Annotated in this window: 8 protein-coding genes; 5 read left to right on the forward strand and 3 right to left on the reverse strand. The window is 71.7% G+C overall.

What is annotated here, in order from left to right; translation table 11 throughout:
- Positions 1–28: 28 nt before the first annotated feature.
- The gene (locus tag CHF16_RS14105) at positions 29–1,072 is read right to left on the reverse strand and encodes a DUF8094 domain-containing protein (RefSeq protein WP_245868475.1); all 1,044 of its coding nucleotides are present in this window, start codon (positions 1,070–1,072) and stop codon (positions 29–31) included.
- Between the two features lie 260 nt (positions 1,073–1,332).
- Between CHF16_RS14105 and prfB the strand changes: the two genes are divergently transcribed.
- The 3 genes from prfB (at position 1,333) to CHF16_RS14120 (ending at position 4,643) form a co-directional block, all read left to right on the forward strand.
- Positions 1,333–2,442, forward strand: coding sequence for a peptide chain release factor 2 (gene prfB / locus CHF16_RS14110; RefSeq protein ID WP_089326461.1), 1,110 nt, complete (start codon positions 1,333–1,335; stop codon positions 2,440–2,442).
- A gap of 113 nt (positions 2,443–2,555) precedes the next feature.
- Positions 2,556–3,557 (forward strand): DUF8094 domain-containing protein, encoded by a 1,002-nt coding sequence (locus tag CHF16_RS14115; protein WP_089326462.1) that lies wholly within the window; start codon positions 2,556–2,558, stop codon positions 3,555–3,557.
- Positions 3,558–3,776: 219 nt separating this feature from the next.
- Positions 3,777–4,643, forward strand: a complete 867-nt coding sequence (locus tag CHF16_RS14120; protein ID WP_143227976.1) for a DUF8094 domain-containing protein — start codon at positions 3,777–3,779, stop codon at positions 4,641–4,643.
- 36 nt (positions 4,644–4,679) lie between these two features.
- On the opposite strand, the gene CHF16_RS14125 is transcribed toward CHF16_RS14120, so the two are convergent.
- Positions 4,680–9,521, reverse strand: coding sequence for an NAD-glutamate dehydrogenase (locus tag CHF16_RS14125; RefSeq protein WP_089326464.1), 4,842 nt, complete (start codon positions 9,519–9,521; stop codon positions 4,680–4,682).
- 181 nt (positions 9,522–9,702) lie between these two features.
- A complete protein-coding gene (locus CHF16_RS14130; protein ID WP_089326465.1) occupies positions 9,703–11,271 on the reverse strand; it encodes a serine/threonine-protein kinase in 1,569 nt (522 codons plus the stop codon).
- A 180-nt stretch (positions 11,272–11,451) separates the two neighbouring features.
- Between CHF16_RS14130 and CHF16_RS14135 the strand changes: the two genes are divergently transcribed.
- Both CHF16_RS14135 and CHF16_RS14140 read left to right on the forward strand, forming a co-directional pair.
- Positions 11,452–12,048 carry a hypothetical protein gene (locus CHF16_RS14135; RefSeq protein WP_089326466.1) on the forward strand — a complete coding sequence of 199 codons (597 nt, stop codon included), beginning with the start codon at positions 11,452–11,454 and terminating at the stop codon, positions 12,046–12,048.
- A 61-nt stretch (positions 12,049–12,109) separates the two neighbouring features.
- On the forward strand, positions 12,110–12,784 hold the full coding sequence (locus CHF16_RS14140) for a Uma2 family endonuclease (protein ID WP_089326467.1): 675 nt from the start codon (positions 12,110–12,112) through the stop codon (positions 12,782–12,784).
- The last annotated feature ends 3 nt before the right edge of the window (positions 12,785–12,787 follow it).

A 12,787-nucleotide genomic window follows, 5' to 3' on the forward strand; every position in this document is an offset into this window, starting at 1 on the left:
CGCCCGGTCAGGCGAGCGGCGCCGGACGTCAGGGCTTCCTGGGCGGCGGGGTCGCGGCCTTCGTCACAGCGCCGTCGTCGGCGACCATGTGCGCCTTCGGCTGCGGATCGTCCTTCTTCTTGGCCTTGGCCGGGTCGAACGCGGCGAAGTGCAGCGTCGAGGTGGTGTCGACCTGGTTGCCCTCGACCGTCCCGTCCAGCAGGTGCTCGGCGTCCTCGGGGATCTCCGGCTTCGGGGCGCCCGCGGCCTCGGCGATCAGCGAGGTGTTGCGGAACAGCGAGTACACGACCAGCCCGCCGCCGTTCTTCGTCCGCAGCCCGAAGTAGGGGAACGGCGTCGCGGTGTAGACGACCTGGAGCGTCAGGTCGTCCTTCTTGGCCTTCTTCTTGGCGCGCCTGGCGTCCTTGTAGAACCCGGTCGTCACGGCGTTGGAGGCCATCACCTTGGCGGCGACGCTGCCGCCGCCCTCCGCGGCGATCGTCGCCTGGATCCCGCCGACGTCGCGCGGCCGGATCAGCAGCGACTCGTCGTCGCTGGCCAGCGCCTCGGCGTAGCCGTCCTCGCCGATCGCGACCTTCGGCTCCTTGGCCTTCTTCTGCAGCGGCGCCGCGAGCGTGAGCTTCCAGTGGTCGGACGGCTCGCGCAGGATGAACGCCATCAGCACCCTGCGCTTGCTCTTGTCCTTCCCCAGGACGGACCGGTCGACCGACACCAGGAACCACTGCGGGAAGAAGCCGTCCTTCAGCTTCGGCACGTACATCCTGGGCTTGCCGTAGACGAAGCGCCGCACCGGGTCGCCGTCGTAGGCGGCCTTGCGGAACTCGGCCGCGGTGAGCTGGGACTGGCCGTCGGACGTCCACGTCAGCGCGAGCCGCTCGTCGCCGGCCGCGCGCGCCACGTCCTCGTCGGTGACATAGGTACGGAACGCCCGCTCCGCGACCTGCGGGGTCAGCGGGACCGGGGCGGGCGGGGACGTCTCGGGCACGCCGGCCTCGGGCCGCGCGACCGCCTTGTCCTGCGAGCAGCCCGCGACGGCGAGCGCCAGGACGAGCGGGACCGCGGCCGCGATCACCCTCAGGAAGCTGTGCAAGGACCCGTCCCCCGGACCGGACTCCCGGCCGGCCGTCGTCGGCCGGCCTCCTCGGCCCGTGATTCTGCCATCCACATGATATTGACCCTACGGCCGGGCCGCCCGGCGGACGGCCCGATCGGCGCCGCGCCGCACCGCCGATCCGGCGCCGCGGCTCACGGCCGGCCCGGCACCGCGGCGGCCGCGGGACGGGCCGTGCGGGGACGCGATAAGCAGTGCTGGGACGGCGATAAGCTCGGAGCGTGGCAGGCATCGAACCGGAAGAGCAGCTCAAGGAGCTCGGCGCGACACTGTCCAGTATCGAGCAGGTGCTGGACCTCGACGCCATGCGCCGCGACATCGCCGAGCTGCGCGAGCAGTCGGCCGACCCCGACCTGTGGAGCGACCAGGAGCGCGCCCAGTCCGTCACGCGCCGCCTGTCGCACCTGGAGAGCGAGCTCGGCCGGGTGGAGGGCCTGCGGCAGCGGCTCGACGACGCCGCCACGCTGTACGAGCTCGCCCGGGAGATGGACGACGCCGACACGCGCGCGGAGGCCGACGAGGAGCTCGCGGCGCTGCACAAGGCCGTCCAGCAGCTCGAGGTGCGCACGCTGATGTCGGGCGAGTACGACGCCCGGGAGGCGCTGGTCACCATCAACGCCCAGGCCGGCGGCGTGGACGCGGCCGACTGGGCCGAGCAGCTCCAGCGGATGTACCTGCGCTGGGCCGAGCGGCACGGCTACCCCACCGAGGTCTACGAGACGTCCTACGCCGAAGAGGCCGGGATCAAGTCGACCACGTTCACGGTGAAGGCCCCCTACGCGTACGGGACGCTGCGCGGCGAGCACGGCACGCACCGCCTGGTGCGCATCTCGCCGTTCGACAACCAGGGCCGCCGGCAGACGTCGTTCGCCGGCCTGGACGTCGTTCCCGTGGTGGAGCAGAGCGACCACGTCGACATCGACGAGAACGACCTGCGCGTGGACGTGTACCGCTCGTCCGGGCCGGGCGGCCAGGGCGTCAACACCACCGACTCGGCGGTGCGGATCACCCACCTCCCGACCGGGATCGTCGTGTCCTGCCAGAACGAGCGCAGCCAGCTGCAGAACAAGGCCACGGCCATGAACGTCCTGCAGGCCAAGCTCCTGGAGCGCAAGCGCCAGGAGGAGGCGGAGAAGATGTCCGAGCTGCGCGGCGAGGGCACGAGCAGCTGGGGCACGCAGATCCGCAACTACGTGCTGCACCCGTACCAGATCGTCAAGGACCTGCGCACCGGCGTCGAGGCGGGCAACCCCTCGGCCGTGCTCGACGGCGACCTCGACGAGTTCATCGAGGCCGAGATCCGCTGGATGCGCCAGCAGGAGACGGCCTGATCCCGTCCCCCGGACGGGGGTGAGGCGGAGTTCCCCAATCACAGCGTGACTGCACGGTCACTCTGCGAAGATGGCGCGTGGTCCGGATCAACCGTCGCCATTCGGGGGGCCTCATGGCCGCACGCACTCATGTTCCGTTCACTCCGCTCGCCGGCGCGCTGGGCGGCTGCCTGCTCGCCGCGGCGCTGACCTCCGGCTGCTCCGGCTCCGGCTCGCCCGCCGAGGCGGAGAAGGCCAAGGGGACGCCCGCGCTCACCAAGGAGCAGGCGCAGCAGGTGCTCGCCTCCTTCACCGAGGGGCTCAACCGCGCGGGCAAGCGGCTGAGCGCCCGGGCGCTGCGCACCGTCGAGACCGACCCGCAGCTGTCCATGGACATCGCGGCGCTGAAGCTCCGGCGCGCCGTCCGGCGGCCCCCGGGCACGCTGGCCTTCACCAGCTCCACGTTCTACATCCCGCGCCTCACCGGCCACCCGCACTGGTTCGCGGCCGACACCACCACCGGCAAGGGCGACCAGACCGTCCGGCACGCGCTGCTGTTCACGCAGGACAAGCCGGGGGCGCCGTGGCTGCTGGCCGCCGACCCCTACATCGCCGAACCGGCGCTGCCCAACGTCGCCCTCGACCCGGAGGGCTTCGCCACCCCGGTCGACCCCGCCACGAGCGACCACCTCGCCGTCGCGCCCGCGAAACTCCCGCAGGCGCACGCCGCGCTGCTCACCGGCGGGCCGAGCGCGTCCGGCGCCGCCCTCCTCGCGGACGGGGCGCGCACCAGCGAGACCTACAAGGCGCTGAAGCAGGGCGAGCAGGCCCTCGCCGGGCGCGGGGTCACGCTGTCGTCGCGCTTCTCCCCCGCGCCGTACCGGATCTTCGCGCTGCGCACCAAGGACCGCGGGGCGATCGTCTGGTATGTCCTGAAGCAGAATGAGGCGTACTCCGCCACGAAACGGGGCAGGCTGTCGGTGAGCGGGGATCTTGTCGGGCTCGCCCCGGCCAAGTCCGCCAGGACGCGCATGGACACCACGGTCCTCGTCCAGTACCTGGCCACCGTTCCACCCAAGGGCCGCGCCACGGTCAACGGCATGTACCGCAAGGCCGTCATCGCCCACGGCTCCTGAAAACTCCGTCGGATGCCGGGCGGTCCAGCGCTTCTGACCGCTGCAGCCGGGCCCCTCCGGCATCCGACGGTATTAACCGTATTAACGGTTCTTTCCTCGGCGGCCGGTGCTGGCGCGCCTGAAACCGAACCGTCCTCGGCGCCGCGCTCTACACTGGCGCGGATACGTGTGAGTTGACTCATATGTCCGCCGGGGTGAGGCGTGCGCGGTGTCGGGTGCGTGGTGGTGGCCGCGGTTCTTGTCGCGCTCGCCGGCTGTTCGGGGAGTGACGCTCGTGGCGGGGACGCGCCCGAGGAGGTGAGCGAGTCGCCCGCCTTACCGGCGGACGAGCCGCTCAAGGTGCTCCGGGGGTGGGTGGAGCGGCACAACAAGGCCATCACGTCGGGTGATGAGCGGCTGTGGCGGGAAGCCGTGACGGGGGCGCTGGCCCTGCCCGTCCAGGCCCGGGTCCGGACTTATGGGAAATTGGCCGCTTCCGCCCAGATCTCGCTGGCCAATCCGGTGTTCTACGTGCCGAGGTCAGGTTCTCCGAGGTGGTTCTCGGTTGCGGCGCTGGAGCGGGCGGGGCGTACCGAGCAGCAGGTCCTCGGGGTGTTCGTGCGGAGCGGTGGGGTGTGGCGGGCGGCGCACTGGCTGACGTTCAAAGGGGAGCCGCCGCGGATCGCCTTCGACCCGGAGGGGTACGCGATCGCGGTCGGTGATCGGGGGCTGCCGGGTGCGCATGCGGGGTATCTGGCTCGTGGTGACGAGACCGGTGTGGTGCCCGATGCCTATTCGCGGAACGCTCGGACGAAAGCCGTGGGCGATTGGGACGGGGCGCCAGGGACGTTCACGCCTGGGCCGGGTCCGTCCTATGCGTTGCGGACCCAGGACGGCGGGGCCCTCGTCTGGTACGCGGTGCAGCAGGAGCAGGTGCTGAAGGGCGGAACCGCCGCAGGTCTGCCCATCGAAGCGCGTGACCACCTGGACGGGCGGCCGGGGAAAACGGTCACGCTGACGTGGCAGTGGCTCGCCATCGGGTATGCGCCGCGCTCCGGGAAGGGGCGCGTGCTCGGGGAGTCGGTGTCGCTCGTGTCCGCGCGGTGACGGCGCCCGCCCCGGCATGGGGCGGGCGCCGCCGTGCTACGCCTCGCTGGACGGGAGGGAGCTCGCCGTCACCAGGGTGCGGATCGCGCCCAGGGCGACCGACAGGGTCGCCAGGTCGAAGCTGTCGCTCTCCCAGATCTCGCTGAGCGTCTGCTGCGCGCGCTGGACGGCCGGCCTGTTCTTCTCCGCCCAATGGCTCATGCGCTCCTCCGGCTGGCCGCCGGGCTCGCTGGTGACCAGGACGTCGCGGGTGAGGGCGGCGTGGGCGGTGTACAGGTCGTCGCGGAGCGCAGAGCGCGCCAGCGTGCGCCACTTGTCGTCGCGCGGCAGCGCGATGATGCGCTCGCGGAGCCGGGACAGCTGCAGCCGGTCGGCGAGGTCGAAGTAGACCTCGGCGACCTCCTCCACCGGGCGGCCCGTGTCGTGCGCGACGCCGACCAGGTCGAAGGTGGAGTAGGCGGGGACGAACGCGGCGCAGCGCTCGGCGAGCTCGTCCGGCACGCCGAGTTCGGCGAAGCCGTCGCGGCGCTGCTCGAACGCCGACAGGTCCAGGCCCACCAGCAGCTTGGACACGTGCGCGCCGAGCGTCGCCGCGCCGCCGCGGAAGAAGTCGATGCTCTCCCGGATGTCGAACGGGGGCCGCCGGTTGTGCAGCAGCCAGCGGGCGGCGCGCTCGGTCAGCTTGCGCGCCTCCAGCCGCATCGCTATCTGCGTCGACTCCGCCACCTGGTGGGAGAGGCTCTCCACGTCCCGCCAGAACCGCGGCATCTCGAACACCTCGCGGGCGACGAGGTACGCGCGCGCGATGTCGGACGCCGACGCGCCCGTCTCCTCGTTCATGCGGAACACGAACGTGGAGCCGCTCGCGTTGACGACGTCGTTCACGACGGCGGTGGTGATGATCTCGCGGCGCAGCGGGTGCCGGTCCATGTAGCGGCGGAACCGCTCGCGCAGCGGCGTCGGGAAGTAGTCGACCAGCCACGACTCCAGGTAGGGGTCGTCGGGCAGGTCGGAGGCGACGATCTGCGCGTCCAGCGCGAGCTTGGCGTAGGCGAGCAGGACGGAGAACTCGGGGCCGGTGAGGCCGAGCCCGGACTGGCGGCGCTCCGCGAGGGCCTTGTCGTCCGGCAGGAACTCCAGGCGCCGCTTCAGCAGGCCGTCGCGTTCGAGCTTGCGCATGTACCGGGCGTGGACGTGCAGCATCGCGGGCGCCTGCGCGCGGGACGCGGCGAGCACCACGTTCTGCGCGTAGTTGTCGCGCAGGACGAGCCGCCCGACCTCGTCGGTCATCTCGTAGAGCAGGCCGTCGCGCTGCTTGCCGGTCAGCTCCCCGTCCCGCACGGCCTGGTCGAGCAGGATCTTGATGTTCACCTCGTGGTCGGAGGTGTCGACGCCGGCGGAGTTGTCGATGAAGTCGGTGTTGACGATGCCGCCGCCGCGCGCGAACTCGATGCGGCCGAGCTGGGTGACGCCGAGGTTGCCGCCCTCGCCGATGACCTTGCAGCGCAGCTCGGCGCCGTCCACCCGGACCGGGTCGTTGGCCTTGTCGCCGACGTCGGCGTTGTTCTCCGCGGACGACTTGACGTAGGTGCCAATGCCGCCGTTCCACAGCAGGTCGACCGGGGCCCGCAGGATGGCGCGGATCAGCTCGTACGGGGTGAGCGCCTTCACCCCGTCGGCGATGCCGAGCGCGGCCCGCATCTGCGGGGTGATCTGGATCGACTTGGCGGTGCGGGGGAAGACGCCGCCGCCCTTGGAGATCAGCGCGGTGTCGTAGTCGGCCCAGCTGCTGCGCGGCAGCTCGAACAGCCGGCGCCGCTCGGCGAACGAGGCGGCCGGGTCCGGGTCGGGGTCGACGAAGATGTGCCGGTGGTCGAACGCCGCGACGAGCCGGATGTGCTCCGACAGGAGCATCCCGTTGCCGAAGACGTCCCCGGACATGTCGCCGATGCCGACGACGGTGAAGTCCTCGCTCTGGACGTCCTTGCCGAGCGAGCGGAAGTGGTACTTGACCGACTCCCACGCGCCGCGGGCGGTGATGCCCATCGCCTTGTGGTCGTAGCCGACGGAACCGCCGGACGCGAACGCGTCGCCGAGCCAGAACCCGTACTCGGCGGCGACGCCGTTGGCGATGTCGGAGAACGTCGCGGTGCCCTTGTCGGCGGCGACGACCATGTAGGTGTCGTCGCCGTCGTGCCGGACGACGTTCGGCGGCGGGACGACCTTGCCGTCCACGAGGTTGTCGGTCAGGTCGAGCAGCCCGGAGATGAAGTCCTTGTAGCAGGCGATGCCGGCCTTCAGCCAGGCCTCGCGGTCGGCGGACGGGTCGGGGAGCTGCTTGCCGACGAAGCCGCCCTTCGCGCCCGCCGGGACGATGACGGTGTTCTTCACCGCCTGCGCCTTGACCAGGCCGAGGATCTCGGTGCGGAAGTCCTCGCGGCGGTCGGACCAGCGCAGCCCGCCGCGCGCCACCGACCCGAACCGCAGGTGGACGCCCTCGACCTTCGGCGAGTACACGAAGATCTCGTACATCGGGCGCGGCTGCGGCAGGTCGGGGATGCGCTCCGGGTCGAACTTCATCGCCAGGTACGGCTTGCCCTGGTAGTGGTTCGTGCGGAGCGTCGCCTGGACGAGCGCCAGGTAGGCGCGGAGGATGCGGTCCTCGTCGAGGCTGGCGACCTCGTCCAGCTTGCCCTGGAGCTCCTCGGTGATGCCGGCGCTGCGCTCCTCCTCGCCGCCCTGCAGGGACGGGTCGAGGCGGCTCTCCCACAGCCGCACCAGCAGCCGTGTGATGGACGAGTTGCGCAGCAGCACCTGCTCCACGTACCGCTTGGAGAACGTCATGCCGGTCTGCCGCAGGTACAGCGCGTAGGCGCGCAGCACCATCGCCTCGCGCCAGGTCAGCCCGACGTGCAGGACGAGCGCGTTGAACCCGTCGTTCTCGATCTCGCCGCGCCACAGCGCGGTGAACGCGTCCTGGAAGAGGTCCTTGATGGCCTCCTCGGCGACGTCCGCCGGCGGGACGTAGCGCAGGCCGAGGTCGTAGATCCAGAACCGGCGGCCGTCGGCGGTGCGGATCTCGTACGGGCGCTCGTCGATCACCTCGACGCCCATGTTCTGCAGCAGCGGCAGGACCCGGGACAGCGAGATCGGCTCGCCCAGCCGGTAGATCTTCAGCCGCCGCTCGCCCGGCTCGGCGCTGTACGGCTCGTACAGGTTGATCGACGTGGCGCCGTCCTCGGTGAGCTCGTCGAGGCGGCGCAGGTCGGCGACGGCGGTGCGGGCCGGGAAGTCGGCCTTGTAGCCCTCCGGGAACGCCTCCCCGAACGCGCGGCCGAGGGTGCCGGAGCGCTCCTCGCCGCACTGCTCGACGATGGCGTCGGCGAGGTCGTCCTCCCAGGAGCGGGCGGCGTTGGCGAGCCGGTCCTCCAGCTCGGTGACGTCGATGACCGGCAGCGGGCGGCCCCGCTCGGCGCGCACGACGACGTGCAGCCGCGCCAGCAGCGACTCGGTCACGTTCGCGCTGTAGTCGACGCTGACGCCTTCGAACGCCTGCTTGAGCAGTTCCTGGATGCGCAGCCGCACCTTGGTGGTGTAGCGGTCGCGCGGGAGGTAGACCATGCACGACATGTAGCGGCCGTACGGGTCCTGGCGGAGGAACAGCTTCAGCTGGCGGCGCTCGCGCAGCCGCAGCACGCCGAGGGAGATCTTCAGCAGGTCGTCGACGGAGATCTGGAACAGCTCGTCGCGCGGGTAGCTCTCCAGCACCTCGATGAGGTCCTGGCCGTCGTAGCTGTCGGCGGTGAACCCGGCGCGCTCCAGCACGTCCTCCAGCTTGCGCTTGAGGACGGGCACGTGCGAGATCGACTCGCTGTAGGCGACGTGCGTGAACAGGCCGAGGAAGCGGCGCTCGCCGGCGACCTCGCCGTTCTCGTCGAACTTCTTCACCCCGATGTAGTCGAGGTACAGGGGCCGGTGGACGGTCGAGCGCGAGTTCGCCTTCGTCAGCACCAGCAGGCGCTTCTCGGTGGCCAGCTCGCGGACCTCGGGCGGCAGCGCCGCGAAGCTGTCGGACTCGCGCTTGTCGCTGCGCAGGATGCCGAGGCCCGTGCCCGGCTCGGGCCGCAGCGCCGCGCCGTCGTCGGTGAGCGTGTAGTCGCGGTAGCCGAGGAAGGTGAAGTGCCCGTCGGCGAGCCAGTTCAGCAGCTCGACGCCCTCGTCGAGCTCCTTGTCCGGCAGCGGGGGCCGCGCCTCCCGGATCGCGGCGGCGATCTCACCGGCGCGGGCGCGCATCTTCGGCTCGTCCTCGAACGCGACCCGGACGTCCCCGAGGACGCGCACCAGGTCCTTCTCCAGCTGCTCCAGGACGGCGCGGTCGCTGGTGCGGTCCACTTCGATGTGGATCCACGACTCGTCCACGTCGTCGTCGCTGTCGAGCTTGTGGCGGAACGCCTTCAGGTGGCCCGCGACGTCGCGGTCCACGCCGAGCAGCGGGTGGACGATCAGGTGGGTGGTGAGCTGGTGCCGGGTCAGCTCCATCGTCACCGAGTCGACGAGGAACGGCATGTCGTCGGTCACGACCTGGACGACCGTGTGGCCGGGGTCCCAGCCGTACTCCTCCAGCGTCGGGGTGAAGACGCGCACCTTCGCGCGCCCCTGCGGACGCTCCTCGCCGAGCGCCCGGTGCGCCATCGCCGGGCCGCAGATGTCCGCCGGGTCGCGCGCCATGAGGTCCTCATGGTCGACCTGGCGGTAGTAGAGGCGAAGGTAGTCGAAGACCTCCTCGACGTCCCCGCCACGCGCCCCCGGGCGCTGCGCGCACGTCTCGGCCGCCCGCCTGAGCAGGTCGTCCTTCGCTTGATCGAGCATGCCGCCCATCAACAACAACTCCCCTTGAGACCCTTCGCCACACCGTTGTGGCGCCGCTCACTGCATGAGCGTAGCCAGGAATCGCCGCAAAGCCGACCTGCTCTGCGGCAAGGTCAACGTGGCCTATGCCACCCTGCCAGCCCGGCACGCCCCCGCGCCGGTTCCCATGCCGAGGGGGCGAACGGGGAGGTCAGCCGCCGTTGGCGCCGTTGGCTCCGGCGTCATCCTCGTCCGGAGGGGTGGGGTCGGTCGGCGGGGTGCCCGGGTCACCCGTCGGCTCTCCGGGGTCGGTCGGCTTGTCGGTGGGCTTCGTCGTCGACTTCGTGGGCGTCGGCTCGGTCGGGGTGGTGGACACCGTCGGCGTATCGGTCGGCGCCGGGCTGTCGCTCGGCGTCTCGCTGCCGGTCGGCGAGGGCGTGTAGGACGGCGACGCCGTCTGCTGGACGGGCCGCCGCGCCGTCGTCGGCGCCGCGCTCGGCTCGACCTCGGCCGACGCGGGCGGGGCGCTCGGGTCGCTGACCTTCTGCCCGGCCTTGCCCTTGCCGTCGGCGCCGAGCATCAGCACGGACGAGACCACCACGATCGCGACGAACAGCGCCGCGGCCCCGGCGAGCAGGGCGGAGCGTCCCGAACCGGCGAGCGCGTACCGCAGTCCGCCGCGCCGGTCGCGCCCGTCGCCGTCGCCGGGCTCGCCGACCATGACGAGGTCGGGCGGCAGCGTGTTCCCCTCGGCCCATTCGGCCGGGGTGGGCGCGCGGTCGCCGGCGCCCGGGTCGGTGCCGCCCGCGTCGCGGAAGGCGGCGACCGTCTCCACGGGCTCCTGCGCCGCGGCGGCGGCCGGGAGGGGCTCGAAGCCGTCGTCGCCCGCCTCGGCGGCCCGCACCGAACCCGCCGCGAGCATCGCGGTCTCGTCGGCGCTCACGGGCCGGGCCGCGGGACGTCCCGCGGCGGCCTCCTCGTGCCCGAGCAGCCGCATCAGCACCTGCCGCGCGCCGGGGCGCAGCGCGGGGTCCTTCTCCAGGCAGTCGAGCACCAGGTCGGCGAGCGGGCCGTCGAGGTCGCCGAGGTCGGGCTCCTCGTGCAGGATCCGGTTGATCACCGCGGGGATGGTGTCCTGCCCGAAGGGCGGCTCCCCGGTCGCGGCGAACACCAGCGTCGCGGCCCAGCAGAACACGTCCGCGGGGGTGCCGACCTCGTCGCCGCTGATCTGCTCGGGCGCCATGTAGGACGGGGTGCCGATCACCCGGCTGGTCAGCGTGGTGGCGCCGCTGATCGCGCGGGCGACGCCGAAGTCGATGACGCGCGGGCCGTCCGGGCCGATCAGCACGTTGTGCGGCTTGAAGTCGCGGTGCACGATCTTCGCCTGGTGGATCGCGGCGAGCGCCGTGGCGGTGCCGACGGCGAGCCGGTCGAGCGCCGCGCCGCTCAGCGGGCCCTCGTCCGTGACCTGCTGGTTCAGCGACGGGCCGCGCACGTACTCGCTGACGATGTAGGGCCGGTCGCCGTCGGCGTCCGCGTCGAGCACCTGCGCGGTGCAGAACGGCGCGACCTGCTTGGCGACCTCAAGCTCGCGCAGGAACCGCGCACGTGCCTTGTCGTCGGACGTCAGCTCCGAGTGCAGCAGCTTGATCGCGACCTGCCGGCCGTCCTCGGCGGCGCCGAGGTACACCGTGCCCTGCCCGCCCTCGCCGACCCGGCCGATCAGGGCGTACGACCCGAGCCGATCCGGATCACCGGACCGCAGCGCCCCAATCTCCATGCGTGGAACCGTCCCTCTCTGGATCGACGGGCCGTGCTCCCGGCCCGGATCACCCCTCCGACTGTGTGACGCCCGAACCCCGAGGGAAGTTCACCCGATCCGGCGGGGTACTCACCCTAATGGCGTCTGTTCTCACAGCGATACCGACGAGCACGATGTCACACCAGAGACACTGGACGCATGGCAATGCTCGACGGGCGCCGCGTCCATACGCGCGCCGACCTCGTGGCCGAGTACGGGCTCGGGCGCAGCACGCTGGAGAAATGGCACCGCGAACGCGCGTCCAACGGCCATCCCGAGCCGGTCGGGACGGTCGGCTCGCAGCTCGCCTGGGACGCCGCCACCTGGGACCGCTGGTACGCCGCGCACCGCGCCCGTGAAGTCCCGCCTGGCCTGGTGACGCGCGACGAGCTGGCCGCGCGGCACGGCGTCAGCCGCCACCGCCTCAAGCAGCTGTGGGCGGACCGCGCGTCCAACGGCCATCCCGACGTCGCCCACCGCTCCGGCAAGGCGATGTACTGGGACGAGGCCGCCTGGACGTCCTGGTACCGCGGCCTGGCCGAACAGGCCCCCGACGAGGACCCCGACGACCTCGTGACGCTGGCCGACGCGGCCCGCATCCTCGGCCTCGCCCAGACGAGCGTCACCGTCTACGCCAAGCGCCCGCCCGCCGGCTGGCCGGAACCGGCGCGCGTGGAACCCCTGCGCGGCGGCCGCGTCCGCCGCCTCTACCGCCGCCGCGACATCCTCACCTACGCCGCCTCCCGCACCGGCTGATCTTCCGCCTTCTCGGCGCGTTGGGGAATTGCTCACTCGTACGATGTGACCGTCTGTCGCAATGAGGGAGCTCAGTGTCATGGGTGTCGCGGTCGCCAAGTACCACACGCTTTCGGACACCCCGTACGCCCTGTGGGTCAGGGGTGAACTCGCCGATGAACTCCACCTCCCCGACGACGGCACCCGGGTCGAGGTCATCGGAGGAGAGATCGTCGTGTCGCCCGGTCCAACGCTGGACCACAACTACATCTTGGACGACATCCACGATGCGCTGCACGACGCCCGGGCCTCCGATCCCGCCTTCCCCTGGACGGCGGCGCGCACGAGTGACCTGAACCTGGTCGCGGCGCAGCAGGGCTGCGTTCCCGACCTCAACATCCTCGACCGCGAGACGCGTCTGGACACTCGGCGGCGCAAGGGCAAGCGGCTCCTGCCGGACGAGGTGGAAGCGGTCATCGAGGTCACTTCACCGTCCAACGCCAAAGACGACCGGCCTCCGAAGCTCCTGCACGACGCCGCCACCAAGTGGAGCGGCTACGCCCGTTCCGGCATCCCGTTCTACCTGCTGATCGACCGCGACCCGCGCATGCCCGGGGTCACCCTCTACGGCGAGCCGGACGTGCGCGCGGGCACGTACGAGGTCCTGCAGACCTGGAAGTTCGGTGACGTCGTCCGGCTCCCAGAGCCGCTCGGCTTCGAGATCAGCACCGAACTCTGGGAGCCGTGGGACGAGTGAGGG

The organism is Actinomadura meyerae, from assembly GCF_900188445.1.
Classification (GTDB): Bacteria; Actinomycetota; Actinomycetes; order Streptosporangiales; family Streptosporangiaceae; genus Spirillospora; species Spirillospora meyerae.